At 40.4% G+C, this 20,534-nt stretch carries 16 protein-coding genes; 7 read left to right on the top strand and 9 right to left on the bottom strand.

The annotated features are described in order from the left end of the window. Positions 1 to 35: 35 nt before the first annotated feature. The 5 genes from RYH73_RS15870 to RYH73_RS15850 all read right to left on the bottom strand — a co-directional run bounded on the left by RYH73_RS15870 (position 36) and on the right by RYH73_RS15850 (position 8,623). Complete coding sequence (locus RYH73_RS15870; RefSeq protein WP_335314419.1) at positions 36 to 2,276, bottom strand: Tex family protein; 2,241 nt, start codon at positions 2,274 to 2,276, stop codon at positions 36 to 38. 129 nt (positions 2,277 to 2,405) lie between these two features. Continuing rightward, the gene (locus RYH73_RS15865; RefSeq protein ID WP_335314418.1) at positions 2,406 to 2,858 is read right to left on the bottom strand and encodes a Sec-independent protein translocase subunit TatA/TatB; all 453 of its coding nucleotides are present in this window, start codon (positions 2,856 to 2,858) and stop codon (positions 2,406 to 2,408) included. A 218-nt stretch (positions 2,859 to 3,076) separates the two neighbouring features. Beyond that, positions 3,077 to 4,393, bottom strand: coding sequence for a dihydrolipoamide acetyltransferase family protein (locus RYH73_RS15860; RefSeq protein ID WP_335314417.1), 1,317 nt, complete (start codon positions 4,391 to 4,393; stop codon positions 3,077 to 3,079). A 151-nt stretch (positions 4,394 to 4,544) separates the two neighbouring features. Continuing rightward, a complete protein-coding gene (locus RYH73_RS15855) occupies positions 4,545 to 5,786 on the bottom strand; it encodes a competence/damage-inducible protein A (RefSeq protein WP_335314416.1) in 1,242 nt (413 codons plus the stop codon). A 137-nt stretch (positions 5,787 to 5,923) separates the two neighbouring features. Further along, complete coding sequence (locus RYH73_RS15850) at positions 5,924 to 8,623, bottom strand: putative LPS assembly protein LptD (protein WP_335314415.1); 2,700 nt, start codon at positions 8,621 to 8,623, stop codon at positions 5,924 to 5,926. A 203-nt stretch (positions 8,624 to 8,826) separates the two neighbouring features. On the opposite strand from RYH73_RS15850, the gene RYH73_RS15845 reads away from it, so the two are divergent. From RYH73_RS15845 to RYH73_RS15835, 3 genes are all read left to right on the top strand, one after another. Next, on the top strand, positions 8,827 to 9,699 hold the full coding sequence (locus tag RYH73_RS15845; protein ID WP_335314414.1) for an N-acetylmuramoyl-L-alanine amidase family protein: 873 nt from the start codon (positions 8,827 to 8,829) through the stop codon (positions 9,697 to 9,699). After that, positions 9,699 to 10,583, top strand: a complete 885-nt coding sequence (locus tag RYH73_RS15840) for an N-acetylmuramoyl-L-alanine amidase family protein (RefSeq protein ID WP_335314413.1) — start codon at positions 9,699 to 9,701, stop codon at positions 10,581 to 10,583. The genes RYH73_RS15845 and RYH73_RS15840 overlap by 1 nt, the downstream gene beginning before the upstream one ends. Positions 10,584 to 10,793: 210 nt before the next feature. Continuing rightward, positions 10,794 to 11,768: an MlaD family protein gene (locus RYH73_RS15835; protein WP_335314412.1), complete on the top strand. Its 975-nt coding sequence runs from the start codon at positions 10,794 to 10,796 to the stop codon at positions 11,766 to 11,768. 12 nt (positions 11,769 to 11,780) lie between these two features. Here RYH73_RS15835 and RYH73_RS15830 read toward each other — a convergent pair whose 3' ends face one another. From RYH73_RS15830 to RYH73_RS15815, 4 genes are all read right to left on the bottom strand, one after another. After that, complete coding sequence (locus tag RYH73_RS15830) at positions 11,781 to 12,692, bottom strand: ribonuclease Z (protein WP_335314411.1); 912 nt, start codon at positions 12,690 to 12,692, stop codon at positions 11,781 to 11,783. Beyond that, positions 12,689 to 13,078, bottom strand: a complete 390-nt coding sequence (locus tag RYH73_RS15825; protein ID WP_335314410.1) for an STAS domain-containing protein — start codon at positions 13,076 to 13,078, stop codon at positions 12,689 to 12,691. The genes RYH73_RS15830 and RYH73_RS15825 overlap by 4 nt, the downstream gene beginning before the upstream one ends. Positions 13,079 to 13,089: 11 nt before the next feature. Beyond that, a complete protein-coding gene (locus RYH73_RS15820) occupies positions 13,090 to 14,046 on the bottom strand; it encodes a phosphoribosylaminoimidazolesuccinocarboxamide synthase (RefSeq protein WP_335314409.1) in 957 nt (318 codons plus the stop codon). A gap of 271 nt (positions 14,047 to 14,317) precedes the next feature. Beyond that, positions 14,318 to 15,280, bottom strand: a complete 963-nt coding sequence (locus RYH73_RS15815; protein WP_335314408.1) for a PhoH family protein — start codon at positions 15,278 to 15,280, stop codon at positions 14,318 to 14,320. A gap of 349 nt (positions 15,281 to 15,629) precedes the next feature. On the opposite strand from RYH73_RS15815, the gene RYH73_RS15810 reads away from it, so the two are divergent. From RYH73_RS15810 to RYH73_RS15795, 4 genes are all read left to right on the top strand, one after another. Next, positions 15,630 to 16,406, top strand: a complete 777-nt coding sequence (locus RYH73_RS15810; protein ID WP_335314407.1) for an SAM hydrolase/SAM-dependent halogenase family protein — start codon at positions 15,630 to 15,632, stop codon at positions 16,404 to 16,406. 78 nt (positions 16,407 to 16,484) lie between these two features. Next, positions 16,485 to 16,997 carry a hypothetical protein gene (locus RYH73_RS15805; RefSeq protein WP_335314406.1) on the top strand — a complete coding sequence of 171 codons (513 nt, stop codon included), beginning with the start codon at positions 16,485 to 16,487 and terminating at the stop codon, positions 16,995 to 16,997. Positions 16,998 to 17,073: 76 nt separating this feature from the next. Then, positions 17,074 to 18,906, top strand: coding sequence for an ABC transporter ATP-binding protein (locus tag RYH73_RS15800; protein WP_335314405.1), 1,833 nt, complete (start codon positions 17,074 to 17,076; stop codon positions 18,904 to 18,906). 27 nt (positions 18,907 to 18,933) lie between these two features. Further along, positions 18,934 to 20,322, top strand: coding sequence for an MBL fold metallo-hydrolase (locus RYH73_RS15795; RefSeq protein ID WP_335314404.1), 1,389 nt, complete (start codon positions 18,934 to 18,936; stop codon positions 20,320 to 20,322). The last annotated feature ends 212 nt before the right edge of the window (positions 20,323 to 20,534 follow it).

Below are 20,534 nucleotides of genomic sequence, written 5' to 3'. Positions count from 1 at the left end.
TACCTCCACCAAGAGGGCTTATTGCATCATATCCATTAAGAAAATCTACTTTTCAAGGCAGCCAATTTAGCCGCCATGTCCGTTTCCGGCGATTGGCGTTTTCCAGCTCGAGTATCCTTTCGATCGTGTCTCTTAGCTTGTGGAGCTCTTTCTTCCGTTTTCATGCTTAACGAAATCCGCCCCCTGTTCGTATCCACCTCTACAACAGTCACTTCCACCTGCTGATGTACTTTTACCACCTCATTCGGATCTTTGATAAAGCGATTAGCCATTTGACTTAAGTGTACCAAGCCATCCTGGTGCACACCAATGTCAACAAAAGCGCCAAAGTTAGTGATGTTGGTAACGATTCCGGGTAACTTCATCCCTACCTTTAGATCGTTTACGGTATGAACTCCCTCAGTGAAAGAAAAGGCTTCGAACTTCTCCCGCGGGTCTAAACCAGGTTTGGAGAGCTCCGCTAGAATATCATTTAAGGTTGGCAATCCGACTTCGTCCGATACATATTTCGCGAGCGAAATACTTTTCCGTAGCTTGTCGTCCTTTAATAAACTATTTACCTCATGTCCCAAATCCTTGGCCATCTCTTCCACTAATGCATAACGCTCCGGGTGAACAGCACTTGCGTCCAAAGGATTTTCTGCACCTCTGATACGTAAAAATCCAGCTGCCTGTTCAAAGGCTTTTTCACCTAATCGGGGTACCTTCTTTAGGTCCGCCCTTCTTTTAAAGGCACCATGCTGATTTCGGTATTCAACAATACTTTGGGCCAAAGCCGGGCCTAACCCGGAGACATAAGCTAAGATTTGTTTGGATGCGGTGTTCAGTTCCACGCCAACTGCATTTACACAACTTATAACGGTATCGGCGAGCGACTCCTGCAATTTACTTTGATCCACGTCATGTTGGTATTGTCCAACACCGATTGATTTGGGATCGATCTTTACCAACTCTGCCAAGGGATCCATGAGTCTACGACCAATGGAGACGGCCCCTCTAACCGTAATATCGTAATCAGGGAATTCCTCTCGCGCTACCTCTGAAGCAGAGTAAATAGATGCTCCACTTTCATTGACCATAACAATGACCACTCCCGGTATTTGCAATTTTCGAATAAAATCTTCTGTCTCTCGGCCAGCGGTACCATTACCGATCGCAATGGCTTCAATTTGATACTGCTTTACAAGTGATTGGATCTGCTGAGCCGCCTCCGCTTCCTTTGCAAGGCCATTATGCGGATAAACCGTGGTATTGGTCAGTAATTTCCCCTGTTCATCTAAGCAGACGACCTTACAACCTGTCCGAAAACCGGGATCAACGGCCAAGGTACGTTTACTTCCCATTGGAGCCGCGAGTAATAATTGACGAGCGTTTTCTGCGAATACGCGGATCGCTTCCTCATCGGCTCGTTTTCGTGTAATTAAACGGACCTCCGTTTCCATAGACGGTTTTAATAAACGTTTAAAGCTATCCTGAATTGCCAAGCGGACTTGCAAAGCAGCGGGTGTCGCATTCTTAACGAAACGATTATCGATAAGCGTCATTGCCTCATCATCCGGTACCTTTACATCCAAATAGAGCATTTGCTCCTTTTCTCCTCGGCGCATCGCTAGTATACGATGCGAAGGTGCCGTTTTCAGCGATTCTGCCCAATCATAATAATCTTTATATTTAATAGCCTCTTCTTCCTTACCAGGTACTACACTGGATGCAAAAGAACCATTCTCCATGAAAAAATCACGCATCTGGGCTCTCGTTTCCGCATGTTCAGCAATCGTCTCGGCCAATATATCACGCGCACCAGCTAAAGCTTCTTCTAAGTTATTTACACCCTTCTCTTCGTTGACAAAAGTATGTGCAAAATCTTCCAAATCGCCTTGTTCTTGCTGGAACAACCAACCAGCTAGCGGTTCGAGGCCTTTTTCTCTAGCAGCTGATGCCCTTGTTTTTCTTTTTGGTTTATAGGGTAAATAAATATCTTCCAGCACCGCCATCGTCTCGGCTTCTTCTAGCTTGCTTTGCAGCTCCGGGTTTAATTTACCTAACTCCGTCAGTGATTTGATAATTGCTTCTCGTCGTTTATCAAGATCACGTAGCTGCCCGATACGATCTCTTATGGCTGCTACCTGTACTTCGTCCAAACTACCTGTTAATTCTTTTCGGTAACGTGAAATAAACGGAACAGTAGCTCCTTCATCTAAAAGTTGAATGGTAGTCCGCACCTGTCGATCATTTAAGGACAGATCTGCGGCAATACGCTGTTCGTGTGTGCGCATAATATCAATATTTTTTACCTTGCCATTATTAGGCGTTTTTTTATTGCTGCGAAATTGAGGTATTTTACGTTAAGAAGCAAGTAACGTGGAAAGAAAGGAGGATAAAGGAAGAGCCCTGAATGAGGGCTCCTATGCTTGTTGATCTTTATTTTTATTTTCGTCCTCTTCTGGTTTTGCTGAAGTGTCTTCAGAAGGAGAAGCGATGGGACTATAATTTCCGGATGGATTCTGATCGGTGGTGGCACCACCATAATAATTGGCTTGACTACCATAATACTCCGGTTGTCGATGTCCGCCATCGCTGTAATCATCTACCTGCTCAGTTGGTGCTTTTGTCCGGGAAGTCTCTTGCTGATTATCCGTATCGGAAACATCCAGGTCTTTTCCGAAATTATTAATCTGGTCATTAATGTCTTTTTTGATGGATTCGGATGCATCTTTAAACTCTCGAATCCCCCGACCTAAACCTCGAGCCAATTCGGGAAGTTTCCTACCGCCAAATAGAAATAACGCGACCAATAGAATCAGCATCATTTCAGACCCACCTATATTGAGAAATAATAAAATTGAACTTAACATCATAGTTTCTATTTCAACAAAACAAACATAATAAAATTTACGTCTGTTTGCACCAATCAATTATCAAAGCTATTAAAATTTTGCTGGAATGAATAAAATATTAGAAAAATCTAATGCCTTATTTAGTTGATCGTCACTGGTTATTCGTTATTGATTACCCCTTATGGTTACCAGTTGTTCCGGCCAGAACGAACAAGCAACAACGATTAACAAACGAAGAATCAAACCGTTCTATTCATATCCCATTTTTCCAAATAGTCCGCTATTCGCCGAACAAACATGCCACCCAACGCACCGTCTACTACACGGTGGTCATAAGACAAGGATAGAAACATCATGTGTCGAATGCCAATTACATCGCCAAATTCCGTTTCAATAACCGCTGGTTTTTTTGTAATCGTTCCCACTGCTAAAATTGCCACCTGCGGTTGATTGATAATGGGGGTTCCCATCACGTTTCCAAAAGAACCTATATTCGTGAGAGTAAAGGTCCCTCCTTGTGTATCGTCCGGTTTTAATTTATTACTCCTGGCACGAGATGCCAAGTCATTGACCGACTTGGTGATTCCTACCAAACTTAAATCTTTTGCATGCTTAATAACCGGTACAATGAGATTACCATTTGGTAAAGCCGCGGCCATACCAATGTTAATATCATGCTTCTTAATAATTTGAGTACCCTTTACCGAAATATTAATCATTGGAAAATCTTTGATTGCTTTTACCACCGCCTCAATAAAAAGGGGGGTAAAAGTCAGTTTTTCATTTTCCCGCTTTTGAAAACTATCTTTGACTTTATTTCTCCAATTCACCAAATTTGTGACATCAGCCTCCACAAATGAACATACATGGGGAGCTGTTTGCACACTATGAACCATGTGTTCGGCGATCAGGCGCCTCATCCGATCCATTTCAATGATCTCATCCTTGCCGGAAACACTCACGGTTGTCGATACTGTATCTTCAACTGATTGATTAGGATTGTCCTGCTTTACCTGTTCGTTTTGACCACCTCTTTTAGCGAGATAATCTAACAAATCTTGCTTAGTAACGCGACCATCCAAACCAGTTCCCTGAATGCCTTCAAGCTCTGCAGGTGATATACCTTCCTCTTGTGCAATATTACGGACCAGGGGTGAATAAAAGCGAGCGGCATCTCCTATTGAAGCATCTCCCTCTATCGGTGTATCTACGGCCAATTGCTGTATTCCCGGAATCTCAGGATCAATAGATGAAATTTCTTCTTCAGAGGTCCCACTTACGAGCTGCTCGTCCACCGCCAACACATCTTCATCTCCTTCTATTTCCAAAATCGCCAGGACATCCCCAACCTGAACCACTTGATCCGGCCGAAAACGCTGCTCAATTAATTTCCCTGCTACCGGCGAGGGTACTTCGGAATCTACTTTATCTGTCGCAATCTCAACAATGGTATCATCGATATTTACCATGTCTCCAGGTTGCTTCATCCAATTTATGATCGTTGCTTCAGACACACTTTCACCCATTGCCGGAAGAAGTAAATTATATCTAGCCATAATGATATCTAATTAATTTGCATTAAGCGCCGTAAGTTACAACAATATCTAAAAAAATAAAACCATACAGAATAAAATTTGCTTAATTCAATTATTCATTCCTTGTTATTTGCATTGGCAGGCTTTAAGGTTTCAGGTTATAAGGAGCAAACTACTCTTCCTTTAGCAGGTAAAAAAGCATGACTAATGCATTCGCCGCCGAACGTTCTATATTAGGCAGTCGTACTTTGCCGAAGTTAAACAATTTTGCCTTCGCTCCTTTTTTACCGGCAACGGCAATCCAAACGGTGCCAACCGGTTTATCGGCTGTACCACCCTCCGGTCCGGCAATACCCGTAACAGCCATACTATAATCGGTTTTGAAATTCTTTTGAGCACCTAAGGCCATTTCCAAGGCCACTTGCTCGCTGACTGCACCATGCGCAATCAGACTTTCTTCCCGGACACCTAATACATTTTCTTTCAATTCGTTGCTATAAGACACAACGCCCCCTTTGAATACGGCACTACTCCCGGATAAACTCGTAATCTGATGGCTTAAATAGCCCCCCGTACAACTTTCTGCCGTTGATAAGGTTAACTGACGTTTTGCTAAAACATTCAATATTTCTTGCTCCAACGAACGATCCCCTTCGCCAACGAAATAAGGATTTACAAGCTGCATCAGACGATCTCGATAAACATCCATTTCCTGCTCAAGCGTTTGTGCTGCTAAATTACTACCTGTCAGCCGTAGTCGTACTTGTCCGAATTTAGGTAAATAAGCCAAACGGATATGGAGCGGTAAATCCTCTTCAAATGAATGTAGTTTCTCCGCGAGGAAAGACTCACCGATTCCCGCAGTTAATATAGAACGGTGGGAAATAGCATATTGGTTAGGTAATCCTTGCAATTTCGGCAGCACCTCGTTTTGCAAGAGATACTTCATTTCAGTCGGAACCCCCGGCATCACCACGTAAATTTTACCCTTCTCTTCAATCCACATGCCCGGTGCCGTGCCCGTCTCATTATGTAAAATCTGCGCATTCGCCAGCACATCCGCTTGTTTGTTATTGACCTCGAGCATCGGTCTATTAAACTTTCGGAAAATAGATTCGACATGTTTCAAAACATCCTCGTTACGAACTAAGGATGTTTGAAAGTACGCTGCCAACGTCTGCTTAGTAATATCGTCTTTTGTTGGTCCCAAGCCTCCCGTACACAGAATAATATCGGCCCGCGAAGCAGCCGAACTGAGGGCCTGTTTAATGGCATCTGCTTGATCGGCGATCGAAGTGATTTGCACCAGTTCAATTCCAATGCGATTTAATTGTTGGGCAATCCACGCCGAATTGGTATCAACAATTTGGCCAATTAGTATTTCATCCCCAATGGTTATAATTTCTGCTTTCATGACCTAAGTCGAAAATTAAAAATTAAAAAGTCAAAATTAAAAAGGGCCCCGACAACTTTCTGCTCCCTATTAACCAATATCGACACCCTACTAACTACTCCCTATTTAACTATTCACTATTAATAAAAAGCTAACATCTAAAAGCTATTATAGTAATCATTACGCTTCGTCAATTTTAAATCCTGTAAGATCGACGCCTTCACGCGAATGTTAAAGGTATAACTTCGATAAGTACCGAAGGGCACCCAACCAAAAGACATATCCCAGCAATGAAGATCTCGATAGATATTAAACTGGGTTAATGCGATCTTCTTCATTTGAAAATCATAACCGGTATTGTATTGAATCTTCCATTTAGGGGTGACAGAAAAATCACCGTGTAAATTGATGGTGCTGGTTATGCGTGACTCGGCAAAAGGTTTACTATATTGAAAGCTAAAAGAAGCGGCAATATTCCAGGGGATATTAAAATCAACAAAAGCATTTGGATCAGAACTGATTCGAGCCAACTCCTGTTGCTGCTCGGGTGTCATATTGGCTTTGTTCTTATCCATTTCATTCAAGTTATTATTTCTACTTTTAGCAGCTGCGGGATTAAAACTGAAATCCATCGACAAACCAAATTGCGTAAGCCTTGCTAACTGACCACCCTTGATGGCATATTCATTTATCCTTCTATAACTCACAGCAGAGCTTCCCGGTGTCGTGTACGTCTCATACCGATAGGGATCGAAACTACCATTAAAATTTAGTCCGAGTTTCTGGTCAAAGAGAGCTGTTCGCCCTGAAAAGCTAATATTCGACAAATTAAATGAATCGGCCACAAAATTATAGTTCCCACTAAACGTCAGACCTTGCAAAATTGGAACCTTCTTAAATCCAGTTCCCGTTGTGTCGTCTTCGCTTCGTACTTTAGCTTCCAGGTTATTATCAATAGAAAATCCAATACCCATCGATCGTCCGGAACCCGGTGTTCCATAGATCGCATTCTGAAAAATAGAATATTTCTGAATCCTTCCCTGATTATCCAGCGCCGGTGTACCGTCCGCATACAGTTGTTCGCGGTAAAAACCGTACTTCGACTCCGAAAAGTCCGGTCGATAGTTGAAATTGACTGAAGGGGTAATTACGTGGCGAATGGCCGCTAGCTTTCCCTTGAAATTTTTCTGGCCATATATCTTTGTCGAAAATCCACTTGAAAAACTATAATCATAAGCTCTATTAAAGCCCTGTACCGTATCGATGACCTCTTCATAACCGGCCGGTGTATTATCATAAAACTTCCTAATGGACTGAAAATACCAACGTTCTGTATAGTTAACGCTGGTATTAAATTGAAAATACTTGGCAACATTCAGTGACATACTGATAGGGATATTATGTTGTATCCCATTTTGCATTTTTTTCAAGGTCTCTTTTGTAAACAGGACGCTATCACCGGCGTTGATCGAGTTCTTTCCCTGCACGCTATATCCCATGGTGATACGTTGATACCATTTCTGTTCCCCCACCCTGTTTTTTGAATCAAAAGGGTTAAAAGTAGCTACGTTTAGATTGAAAGTAGGCAGTTCCAAGTTTACCGCCCCCGTACTAATATCTTGACGGTGACTTAAGGAAGAGGTAAAATTCACTTTTCCGTCCGCAAATGTTTTTCCATACGCAATACTGGAAGACATATTGTTTCGCGTAAGTTGATTATAATCGTAGGATCCACCCGCTGCCGTATTCGAGAAATAACTACCTGTTCCGGCATTTACACTAGCACTGAAGGTTGTACCTGGATTTGCTTCCTGTCGTTGTGAATGATTCCAAGTGATATTAAAATCTTTTGCCCGCGAGAAACCGGGCGTATTCTCTTCTCCGTTTTTGGTATAGGCATAGCGCAGGGAAAAACCCCCATCGTATTTATAGTTTTTCTTATAACGTACACGTGCATTCGCTTCCCATGATCCTTTTGAATACAAATTTCCACGTAACTCTGCATCCCAATAATCATTTATCCCGATATAGTAACCCCCATCTCGCATAAAAAAGCCCCTACTAAAATCTTCCCCAAAGGTCGGAAAAAGAATACCCGATTGCCTTTTATTCGTTTTTGGAAAAAATCCGAAAGGGATCATAATAAAACGTAAGGGTACTTGCTCTACCACCATATAGGCACTTTTTGATACCACCTGGTTTTCGGTAAGAATTACACGGCTCATCTGAATACCGAAATGCGTATGCGGAAAAGGCAGATTACAGGTACTATAGAATCCATGTCGAATGAACTGTTCATTATACTCATTTTTCTTTATTTCCTTCGCTTGAATGGAGGCCCCATCCATTTCGGTAAAAACCCCATAAGTTTTACCTTTTTTACTATCAAAATTAAAGATCAGGGAATCGACCGTTACAGGGGGATCTGTGGCGGTTTTGAAAATGGGTCTTCCTTTATATTTCCCATTATGATCAACCATTCCACTGGCAAACATCGTACGGGTCGTGTTATCAATGCGGATATAGTCTGCCGTAAGCTCCATATCCTCATACTTTATTTTTGCATTTCCGTACAAATGAAGCTGGTTGTTTTTACGGTCTGTTCGAGTAGAATCTTCAGCGTTGCTTAAAACAATGGATGTGAGACCCCCGGCATCATTTCCCTTTTTTGCGGTGTCTTGTCGAGTGGAATCTCTTATTATACTATCTTGGCGAAGGGAGTCTTGCGTTAAATTTATCGGTCTACCTAAACTATCTTGCACAATAAATTGCTGTCCGAATGCCCATAATGGCATCGCTGTGCCTGCGAGGAATAAAATAACTTTAAAAAAGATGCTAACAGACTTCAAATTTGACAACGAATATTATTTTTGCAGTATAAAAATTAAGGCGCCCAAAATTAGTGAAAGCAATAGCAGCTTGCAATAGCTATTTCTTCACTTAACAGTTTTTTATTTACGATTGCTACATATTGTTTTCAATAAAATCATTTATTAGCAATTTAGTACAATAAGATTAACTTTATAGCATTATATATTTTAAACAAGAATTACGGATTTGGATGATTACGTTTGTAACAAGATTTGCGACAACCATTTGTTTAATACTCTCATTACACATACCAACGCAAAGTTCGGCAAATAAGTATGATAACACCTATAAAATAAAAACAATTGTTATTGATGCGGGTCACGGTGGAAGAGATGGAAATACACATGGTTCTTTTTCAAAAGAGAAGGATATTACATTGGCTGTTGCCTTAAAATTAGGAAAAGCAATAGAAAAAGAGATTGAGGGTGTAAAGGTTATTTATACACGGACGGACGATAGCTTTATAGAATTATATGAGCGCATTGGCATCGCTAATCGTAATAAGGCGGATCTGTTCATTTCGCTTCATTGTAATTCAATGCCTAATACCAGCCGACGCGTGGTTTCCAGATATGTTCGAAATAAGCGAGGTAAACGCGTACCCGTATATCGGACCGTACATTCGCAAAACACTTCAGTAAATGGTGTCGAGACGTTCGTTTCAGGTTATGGAAGATTGGATGAACAGGATGTTGCTATGCGGGAGAACGCATCTATGCTGTTGGAAGAAAATTATCAGGAAAATTATGATGGCTTTGATCCAAATGACCCCGAAAGCTATATTATTTTTTCCTTAATGAAAAATCAGTATAGAGATTTAAGTATAAAACTAGCAACCTTCATTCAAAATGAGTATATTAAAGCCGACAGATTGGATCGCGGTGTAAAAGAACAGAGCTTAGCGGTACTGGCCCGAGCGGGAATGCCTGCCGTTCTAACAGAAATGGGATTCATAAGCAATCCTGATGAAGAACGCTATATGAATTCGGCCAGTGGACAAGCAGAAATTGTAGAAAACTTAGTCAACGCCATAAAGAACTATAAAAAACAGATTGAAAACTAATGTATAGAAAGCTATTATCCATTATTCTTTTCACCTTGTTTATCGCGGGCAGCACGCCGTCCGCTGCATCCTCTGTCGTTGATCCGCAACAAAACAAAGAAAATCAAGGGTTTCGAATCAAAACAATTGTTATTGATCCGGGCCATGGTGCACACGATATAGGAGCTAGGGGCAGAACTTCTGTAGAAAAGGATATTGCCTTGCAAATTGCACTAAAATTAGGCCGTTCTATTCAAAGCGAGCTGAAAGATGTGAAGGTAATTTATACCCGCACAACGGATGTCTTCATTCCTCTTTATGAACGTATTGGATTAGCTAATGAAAAAAAGGCTGACCTATTTATCTCCATTCATTGCAACTCGATGCCATCGATAAAAAAGCGAACCGTTACCGGCTATCGTAGAAGAAACGGCAAGAGGATACCTATTTATAAAACGGTAAGTACGCCAAATACTACCACACGTGGTACGGAAACATTTGTATCGGGATCAGGTCGATTGGCTGAACAGGATGCTGCCATTCGAGAAAATGCCTCGATGTTGCTGGAAGAAAATTACAAAGAAAATTACGATGGCTTTGATCCGAAAGATCCCGAAAGCTATATTATTTTTTCGCTGATGAAGAATGCTTACCGAGATCAAAGTATTAAATTAGCTTCGCTTATTGAAGGCGAGTATGTAAAAACAGGACGAGGGAGTAGAGGTGTAAAAGAATTAAGCTTAGCCGTTCTAGCAAGAGCGGGTATGCCCGCCGTTTTAACAGAAGTAGGATTTATCAGCAACCCTGACGAAGAGCGTTATTTAAACTCGGCACAAGGTCAGTCAAAGATTGTTGAAAATTTGTTAGACGCTATAAAAAGCTATAAAAGACAAGCAGAAAACTAAACAAATTGATAGGATTGTTGTTCATGGTAGAGTGTGTAAGCTTTTCATTGCTCGAAGCCTGGCCGATTGAAATTATTTGAGCGGCACTGAAATGTAAATGGGAAGGATTATTACTGGATGAAAACTACAGGAGCGATCATAAAAGTAAAAAAGCTCATGCCTGCCTGCTTGTAGACAGGTCAGTTTCATTGCCTTAAAAAGACTATTTGAATGAAGATATCTAACGAAACCAAAGTAGGCATTCTAGCTACGGTAGCTATTGCTGTATTAATTATCGGATACAGTTTTCTAAAGGGCAATGATGTTTTTACCAGTGAAAATAAATTTTATGCTTCTTATGACCGTGTGGATGGATTGAGCGTTTCTAAGCCTGTTATGGTCAATGGATATCAAATTGGTCGTGTTTCCAAGATGAACCTACAGCCCAACGGCGAGATATTGACCGAATTTAAGATCAAACAAGATTACGCGATTCCTTCCAATACGATAGCCAGAATTGCCAGTACAGATCTTTTGGGAGGTAAGGCGATCGTATTTGAATTGGGAGACAGTAAAGATTACGCACAAGATGGAGACACGTTGAAAGCAAATATTCAGCGCAACATTTTAGAACAGGTAGAACCGGTACAGAAAAAGGCAGAAGCTGTTGTAGCGGTATTGGATTCGGTTTTAAGCTCAATAAATAACACCATAAATGCAGATTTCCAACGAAACTTCAATAGAAGTATTGCCAGTATCGCCAATACATTAAATACATTGGAGCATACAACAACGCAGGTTGATGCAATTGTAGGTACACAGCGTACCAAACTTTCCAATATCTTAAGTAATGTGGAATCGATTTCTGCCAATTTTAAGGATAACGGGGAGCGCATCACTTCGATTTTAACGAATTTGGAAAGTGTGACAGACCAAGTGGCAAAGGCAAATTTTCAAGAAACAATTCAAAGTGCAAACACAGCCGTTGCTGATTTACAGCACATTGTCGACAACATTAATAATGGCAAGGGATCCGTTGGCTTGTTATTGAACGATGAGGAGCTATATAATAATTTAAACAATGCATCTAAAAACTTAGATTGTTTAATGATCGATTTAAGGGAGCATCCAAGTAAATATGTCCACTTTTCGGTCTTTGGAAAGAAAGACAAGACCGAGAAAGAAAAACAACAGAAAAAGGATTAAGGGAAAAAGGATCTAAATTTCAAAAGTTTCACCCTCCAATGCCAATTCGGTATTGGGGAACACGCTTCGGCTTTCGGCCAAAAGCGGTTGCAAATCTTTGTATCTCGCTGAAAAATGTCCTATAAGGAGCTTCTTCGCACCAACTGCTTTTGCAATTTCTGCTGCCTCTAAAGATGTCGTATGAAATGTCTCCACCGCTCTATCTAACATTTCGTGTAAAAACGTAGCTTCGTGGTATAAAAGATCAACTTTTTCAATGTAAGGCCAATAGCTCTTTATATTCACGGTATCTGAACAGAAAGCGTAACTACGAGGCACAGGTGCAGGTGTAGTAAGATCGGCAGCCTTATAAATATTTCCCTCATTATCAGTGTAATCAATGCCACGTTTTAAGAGTGGATAATAAGGAGTAGGAATATCCAAAGAGGCAATTAGCTCCTTATTTATCCGTGGGAGTCGTTGTTTTTCACGAAACAGAAACCCTGTACAGCTAATTCGATGACTTAAAGGGAAAGTCATTACATCAAAATTCGAATCCGACAAAATTGTCTCCGTGGTATGCGGACTAGTCATTTGAACATGAAGCTGGTACCGCAAGGAAGTTTCTGAATAACGAAGCTGAAGATCAATAATTTCCTTTAGGCCCTCAGGTCCAAAAATGTGTAAGTCCTCTTTTCTACCATTTAAATGCATAGAAGATATAAGACCTACAAGCCCCAAATAATGATCTCCGTGCAAATGCGAGATAAAAATATATTTAATTCGGTTTACCTTAATTCCATATCGCTGCAGTTGCAATTGCGTACCTTCACCGCAATCTATTAAACTAATAATTTCATTGCAGTTTAGAATTTGCGCCGTGTGATGACGCCCGAACAAGGGTGTGGCTGAATTGCTTCCAAGAATCGTTACTTCAAACCTCATTCTTCATCCGTAGCCACTTGTCCCCTAAACTCTCGTTCCAATTCTTCCATAAAAATGAGATCTTCAGCTTCATTAGAAGTAGGTACCACATTTAACACCCCGTTTAAATTGGATAATTCGATGAGTTGCATAATTTCCTGATTGGCGCAACAAATTACGAAAATCCCGCCCGCAGCATGACACAATCTGTGCGCTGTAAGGGCACAACGTAACCCTGAGGTATCCGCACTTTTTGCATAGGTTAAATCCAACACAATATTCCGTTGTCCGTCAGTATTCAGCAATACGAATTCTGACTTGATTTTAGGTGCCGTGACACCATCCAATACTTTTTCATGAGGAGTAATCACTACGTAACGCTCATGTTTGTCAATTGTAAACTTCATATCTATTGGTTTTACCCCTTCTTTAATAACCGATCAAGGGCCTTATTAATATTATTTTCTACTCGCTCTTCAATATGTTGTATTTCATATCGAATAAACTTCTCTCCTGTAATATGTTCGTACAATTCAATGTACCGTTCTGATATCGATTTGACAAGCTCATCATCCATTAAGGGGACTGATTGCCCTTCCTTCCCCTGAAAGCCATTTTCAATTAACCACTTACGTACAAATTCTTTCGATAGTTGACGCTGCGGTTTCCCCTCTTTTTGCAGTTCATTATAACCCTCTTTATAAAAATAGCGTGAGGAATCAGGCGTATGGATTTCATCAATCAGGATGATTTGATCGCCAACTTTCCCAAATTCATATTTAGTGTCTACTAAAATCAGTCCTTGAGCAGCTGCAATTTCTGTGCCTCTTTCGAAGAGTGCATACGTATATTGCTCTAATTTTAGGTAGTCTTCTTCGCTAACGATACCCTGCTTTAATATCTCTGCCCGCGAAATATCTTCGTCATGACCTACCGACGCCTTGGTGGTTGGGGTAATAATCGGCTTAGGAAGCTTATCATTTTCTTTTAATCCTTCAGGCAGTGGTTCACCGCAAACTGCCCGTTTTCCTGCTGCATACTCTCGCCAGGCGTGCCCCGATAAATAACCTCGAATAACCATCTCCACCTTAAAGGTACTGGCAATTTTTCCTATGGTAACACTCGGATCGGGCACATCAATTACCCAATTGGGTAAAATATCCTCGGTTGCCTTCAGAAATTTCGCGGCGATCTGATTTAACACTTGCCCTTTATACGGAATTGCTCTCGGCAATACAACGTCAAAAGCAGAGATCCGGTCGGATACCACCATGGCTAAATACTGATTATCTATTGTATAAACATCCCTAACTTTCCCTTTATAGAAAGCAGTTTGTTTTGGAAAACTAAAATGAGTTTCTTTTATCGCGTTCACAGTTATTCAAATAAAAAGTAAAAATTCAAAAGTAAAAACCCCGAAGGGCTCATTGATACCTTAAAAAACGAACAAAGCATCAATAATTCAAAAGCTTGCCTCCCCGGAGGGATGCCTGCCTGGCATAAAACTTCTTTCTTCAAGTTGGGAATGAGGAGCACTCAAGGCTTTATGCTCATTTCCACTGGCTAAACGGCTAATTGCTGTATTAGCTAATTCACCGTTCAACTACTCCACAACTCAACCTACTAACAACAAGTTGACTAATTGACTAGATGTCGCCGTAGGCCTCTAAAATACGCTTCACTAACTTGTGTCTAACAACATCTCCTCCACTTAGGTAAATGATATCAATTCCCTCAATATCATCCAAAAGCTTTAATGCACTATGCAAACCGGATTGTTGTTTCTTCGGTAAATCGATTTGTGTTACGTCACCCGTAACAATAAATTTGGCAGTTGGCCCCATTCGAGTTAAGAACATTTTCAATTGCATTTCGGTCGTATTTTGTGCTTCGTCCAAAATTACGAAACAATTATCCAAAGTTCGTCCGCGCATAAATGCTAAAGGAGCTACTTCTATGGTCCGATTTTCCAAATACATCTTAAGCTTTTCAGCGGGGATCATATCATCTAAAGCATCGTAGAGCGGTCTTAGATAAGGATCCACCTTTTCTTTCAAATCGCCTGGTAAGAACCCAAGATTTTCACCCGCCTCCACTGCCGGACGTGTTAATATAATACGCTTCACCTCTTTATTACGCAAAGCTCTCACGGCCAAAGCAACGGCGGTGTATGTCTTTCCTGTCCCTGCGGGTCCAATGGCAAAAAGTATATCATTTTTGAGAATACTATCCACCATTTTACGTTGATTTGCCGTACGCGCTTTGACGACAATACCATTTGGTCCAAAAACAATGGGCTCTCCTCCAAATGGAGCGGCCGCTTTATCTACTATACTCTCTTTCTTAACCACCGCGGGTGTAGCGCCTAACACGGTTTCGATATCATTATAGTTGATATGGTTATACTTTTCGAGATGGCCAATAATGGCTTCAAATTTATTTTTAAAGATATTAATCTCTTCTGCATCTCCAAGAACCTTAAGATCAGTACCACGAGCTATTAGCTTCAATTTCGGAAAGTACTTGCGTATCAATTCAAAATGCTCGTTCTGTGGCCCCCATAGCAATGCAGGGTCCACCTGTTCCAATGTAATCCGTAATTCGTTCAAATTCTATCTTATTTGTTTTTTATGCTTTTCCCGGGTTTTTCCTTTTATACTGTTATACTGGAGGATAAATATGTGAATTCAAAAAAGCTTATTCGTTCTTTCATCTCGGTCTTTTCACCCGCTTTCATCACAAAACAAGATTTTCGGAAGTGCCTTACCGGATTTTTTATATTTTTGGCAATATTCACAACTAAATATGAAAAATTCATGCTAGGTTTGCACCTTAAAATCCCTACGCAAGATTACTAATTATAGTGCATAAAAAAAAGTATTTGCATCAATAGTAATCGTACAAAAATACTGTCTTCCGGGGCGTATCAGGATTTTATCAGCGGATTGAGATTTAGATATGGGCATCATTACGTTAACCACAGATTTAGGACATAAAGACTTTTATCAAGCTGCATTAAAAGGGAGCATTATCAGTTTATACCCTACGGTGCGCTTAGTTGATGTTTCCCATGATATCGCTCCTTTCAATATACAACAGGCTGCCTTCGTGCTAAAAAATGCATACAGGTATTTCCCAAAAGATACAGTTCACCTTATTGGTATCGATTCGGTCTTTAATAAAGATATGCGATACTTAGCGGTGAAGTATAAAGGCCATTACTTTGTAGGTGCCGATAACGGTATATTTTCTTTGTTATTGGATGATGACCCGGAAAAGGCCGTGGAACTCAATATCATGCAAGATTTAAAATTTCTACATTTCCCTCTTACAGATATTTTTGCAAAAGCAGCAACGCATTTGGCTAAAGGTGGAACTATGGAGGACATCGGAGATCCCGTGGATTCGCTGGTAAAGAGAGTCATCATTCAACCCATCATAGATGGTGACACCATAAGAGGAAGTGTTATTTATGTTGATTCTTTTCAGAATGTTATTACCAATATCAGCAAAGAGCTTTTTAATCAAATACAACAAAATCGTAATTTCGAACTCTTCTTCCGTCGTAATGAATCTATCAAACACCTAAGCTGGCACTATAACGAAGTACCCGAAGGGGAAAAGTTATGTCTTTTCGGAATCAGTAATCATTTGGAAATAGCCATAAACAAAGGAAATGCAAGCGGTTTGTTGGGTCTGCAGATGGGAGATATTATCCGCATTGAGTTTAAGTAGTGGAACAACAAAAGGCTTTAAGCTGTAATTTAAAGAGTAAAGGCGGTAAGTATATAGTGCCCCCTGTAGCTAAAAAAAATGAAACATAAACGCATCGCAATTTCTGTATTTGTTCTCAGTATAAATTGTTGCTTTGCATCATTGCAACAAGACAGCACCGCTTATGAAAAGCAACGCACAAAGGTGAACCAATTATTGGACCAACGAAGTCAACGTTTCGGCGAGTTTGATTCAAGTTTACGGGCCAGATCAGGTATTTTCGGTTTAAAAACCAAAAAGGACATGCAGGCATCCATAGACATACTCAAACAAATTGTAACAACGGACAACCATATCTTTAAAGAAACAAAAGCGCTACTGGATTTTAAAGATATTGAAAAACAAACCGTCGAAAACAAAGCTGTCGAATCAGTCTCACGCATTACCGGTTATATCAATACGATCAGCAAGCTACGGAAGAGCCAGGATCAACTACATGAAGAAATAGGTGTACTCAAGAGACAGAACAGCCTCTACCTCAACATCCTCATTGTGGCCTTCTTAGCGCTTATGACGTTATCATTTTTATTATTTAAGCGAAAGAAAAATTGACTTTAAAGTGATAGGCAAGCCCTTTTATGTAGCTACCTTTGCATGTTAAGTTATTTTAAAACCGATAATTCAATTAATGGCACGTGCTCGATTAAATAGTGGAAACGGAATTACCGATGAGCTCCCCAAGACTAAGATTAACAAAACCTCACTCCGCAACGTTAAAAAACTTTTAAGATACTTGGGCCCGTATCGCTTAAAGTTTATCCTTGGCTTGTTTTTTCTATTTTTATCGAGCGTATCACTTTTAGCCTTCCCCGCACTCATGGGAGGAATGGTTGATGCAGCTCAGGGAAAACAAGGTTTAACATTCATTCCGGCAAGTATTAAAATTATCGGCCTTATTGCCTTCGTGATCTTGTTCTTCCAATCTTTTGTATCTTTTTTTCGTATCCGACTCTTTGTAGAAGTTGCTGAAAAAACATTAGCGGATATCAGACGTGATACGTATTTTAACTTAATCACGCTTCCGATGGACTTTTTCGCCAACAGAAGAGTAGGTGAATTAAACAGTCGTTTATCCGCAGACTTATCTCAAATACAAGACACAATGACCACCACCTTTGCGGAGATGATCCGACAGAGCATCTTACTGGTTGGAGGTGTCAGTTTTCTATTTATTGTATCTGTTAAGCTTACCCTATTAAATTTATCTATTCTGCCGGTAATTGTAATTATTGCCGTTTTTTTTGGTAAGTTTATTCGTAATCTGTCTCGAAAGGCACAGGACAAACTTGCTGAATCGAATACGATTGTCCAAGAAACACTCCAAGGGATCAGCAATGTAAAAGCATTTGTAAACGAAGCTTACGAAGCTAATCGTTATCAAAGTTCACTGAAAGACGTTGTGCATTTAGCCCTACGAGGAGCAAGTTATCGTGGACTATTCGCGTCATTTATTCTTTTTTGCATCTTTGGTGCCGTTGTAAGCGTTATCTGGTATGGCTCTTCACTTATAGCGACCGGCGAGCTTTCTGTCGGAAACTTAACCACCTATATTATATCGTCATTATTTGTAGCGGGCTCTATGGGAAGTTTTCCAGAGCTGTATGCTAATGTACAGAAGGCTGTAGGTAGCACAGAACGCGTTATCGAATTATTAGAAGAAAAGAGAGAAAATGTTTCGATCATCCCGGAGGAAAACGAGATAAAACAACCCATTAAAGGTGACCTCGCTTTTCATCATGTGCAATTTGCCTATCCATCTCGGAGTGAAATTACGGTACTAAAAGATATATCTTTCACAGCGCATGCCGGTGAAAAAATAGCCATTGTAGGTCCCAGTGGTACAGGCAAATCCACACTGGCGGCCTTGATTCTTGGATTTTATCAACCGCAAGCGGGTGAGATTCTATTTGATGGAAAAAAAGCAGAAAGCTATCGATTAACAGACATAAGAAATCAGGTGGCCATTGTACCGCAAGACGTTTTACTTTTCGGGGGTTCTATACGAGAGAATATTGCTTATGGTAAGCTAGAGGCTGATGCAGAAGAGGTAATTGCGGCGGCTAAACGTGCTAATGCGCACGACTTTATCATGGGATTTCCCGAGGGTTATGACACTTTGGTCGGAGAACGTGGTGTCAAGTTATCGGGCGGTCAACGCCAACGTATCGCTATAGCCCGCGCACTTTTGAAAGATCCTGCCATCCTTATACTTGATGAAGCTACTTCATCGCTCGATTCCGAATCAGAGCGTTTAGTGCAACATGCCTTGGAAGAATTGATGAAAAACCGCACCTCTATTATTATCGCCCACCGTCTTTCTACCATACGCGAGGCGAACAAAATTATTGTGATAGAAAAGGGACGCGTGATTGAATGCGGTACACATAGTGAGCTTATTCAACGTGAAACGGGATTATATCGTTATCTTAGTCGTCTTCAACAAGAAAAGGTGAGTGGATAAGGATCATCCAAACTGCTGAAAGAAATTATGAATTTAACATTTTGGGGTGCAGCTCAACAAGTGACAGGAAGCATGCATCTCTTAGAAACAGACGGTTATAAAATATTAGTCGATTGCGGTTTGGATTATGAACCCTCCATCAATTTGGAAAACAATGAGCACTTCCCCTTCGAACCTACTGAAATTGATGTTATCATCTTAACACATGCTCATATTGACCATTCCGGAAACATTCCGACCCTTATCCGGATGGGTTTTCAAGGCCAAATTCTGTGTACCTCTCCTACTGCGGCTCTTAGTGAGTTGCTTATGTTGGATTCCGTTAATATTTTTCTAAAAAAAGAGAAAAGAAAAGTAAGACGGGGAAATAAGACCTTCACTCGATATAATAAACCTTTATATCTGCAAAAACATGTTATGGACGCTGTCGAACGCTTTGTGACCATACCATTCCATAAATCTTTTCGCATTACCGGCAATATCACCTTAACCTTGATACCTGTAGGACACTTATTAGGGGCCGCTGCCGCTATCTTAGAAATAGAAGAAAAGGGCCAACGGAAACGGATTGCATTTACCGGTGATCTGGGTCGAAAGAACTATCCGATATTGCAAGATCCGGAACAAATTCCATCGGTAGATTATCTAATATGCGAATCCACCTATGGCGGCCGTTATCATACGGACGAGAATTTTACGGACGTTCTCATCAACACCATAAAAGAAACCTGCATTAAAACACCTGGTAAATTAATTATACCGGCATTTAGTGTAGGCAGGACGCAAGCATTGGTATATAGCCTTAACCGTATTTTTTCGGAAGGTCTTTTACCCCCGATACAGATCTTTGTAGACAGTCCACTGGCCAATTATGCGACCGAAGTATACCGAAAATATTATCATCTATTGAATGAAGACGCGCAAAACTTTTATGCAAGAGAGGGCGACCAATTCACGTTCGAAAACTTAAAATACGTCGAAAATTTGGATGAAAGCAAGGAAATTTCTAATTATTATGACCCTTGCATCATCGTTTCTTCTGCAGGTATGTTAGAAGGGGGGAGAATACAGGATCATCTTTATGAAAATATCCAAAACTTCTATTGCACCATTCTTTTTATAGGATATTGTGCTAAAGGAACACTTGGACATCGTTTGCTTCGAGGTGATGCTATCGTAAAAATCAGGAGCCGTGAGCTTTCGGTTTTTGCATCCATTAAACAAACGGATTGTCTAAGTGGGCATGCCGATCATCATGATTTAATTCATACCGTTTCAAAACAGGATAAAGATACATTAAAGAAAGTTTTCTTAGTACATGGTGACTTAATCAGTATGCAGGCATTACAAACGGAGTTAATAGAAAAAGGCTATCAGGTTGAAATACCAACAAAGGGAGATAAATTTGTTCTTTGAACAACTTGAATTGCTAAGCGAATAAACAATTGGATCATAAGGCTGTTTTATTTAATATGGAGCTAAAAAAAAGATTATTCAGCTTATTGGTCAGTATCAACAAATTGATCTTACCGAGTTTAGTACATAAAGATCCGAGCCGGCTAAATAAAATGCAGAAAGCTATTTTAGGATGGCGTTATTGGACACTGATCAATTCTTTGTAAACAACC

This window comes from Olivibacter sp. CPCC 100613 (assembly GCF_036959255.1).
Classification (GTDB): Bacteria; Bacteroidota; Bacteroidia; order Sphingobacteriales; family Sphingobacteriaceae; genus Olivibacter.
This window is presented reverse-complemented; position numbering and strand designations above follow the sequence as displayed.

Bases quoted from the DNA above. Each gene is read 5' to 3' on its own strand.
- RYH73_RS15840 (WP_335314413.1), top strand. From the start codon at position 9,699: ATGTATAGAAAGCTATTATCCATTATTCTTTTCACCTTGTTTATCGCG.
- RYH73_RS15855 (WP_335314416.1), bottom strand. From the start codon at position 5,786: ATGAAAGCAGAAATTATAACCATTGGGGATGAAATACTAATTGGCCAA.
- RYH73_RS15810 (WP_335314407.1), top strand. From the start codon at position 15,630: ATGGGCATCATTACGTTAACCACAGATTTAGGACATAAAGACTTTTAT.
- RYH73_RS15845 (WP_335314414.1), top strand. From the start codon at position 8,827: ATGATTACGTTTGTAACAAGATTTGCGACAACCATTTGTTTAATACTC.
- RYH73_RS15805 (WP_335314406.1), top strand. From the start codon at position 16,485: ATGAAACATAAACGCATCGCAATTTCTGTATTTGTTCTCAGTATAAAT.
- RYH73_RS15825 (WP_335314410.1), bottom strand. From the start codon at position 13,078: ATGAAGTTTACAATTGACAAACATGAGCGTTACGTAGTGATTACTCCT.
- RYH73_RS15795 (WP_335314404.1), top strand. From the start codon at position 18,934: ATGAATTTAACATTTTGGGGTGCAGCTCAACAAGTGACAGGAAGCATG.
- RYH73_RS15860 (WP_335314417.1), bottom strand. From the start codon at position 4,393: ATGGCTAGATATAATTTACTTCTTCCGGCAATGGGTGAAAGTGTGTCT.
- RYH73_RS15830 (WP_335314411.1), bottom strand. From the start codon at position 12,692: ATGAGGTTTGAAGTAACGATTCTTGGAAGCAATTCAGCCACACCCTTG.
- RYH73_RS15835 (WP_335314412.1), top strand. From the start codon at position 10,794: ATGAAGATATCTAACGAAACCAAAGTAGGCATTCTAGCTACGGTAGCT.
- RYH73_RS15870 (WP_335314419.1), bottom strand. From the start codon at position 2,276: ATGCGCACACACGAACAGCGTATTGCCGCAGATCTGTCCTTAAATGAT.
- RYH73_RS15800 (WP_335314405.1), top strand. From the start codon at position 17,074: ATGGCACGTGCTCGATTAAATAGTGGAAACGGAATTACCGATGAGCTC.
- RYH73_RS15865 (WP_335314418.1), bottom strand. From the start codon at position 2,858: ATGATGTTAAGTTCAATTTTATTATTTCTCAATATAGGTGGGTCTGAA.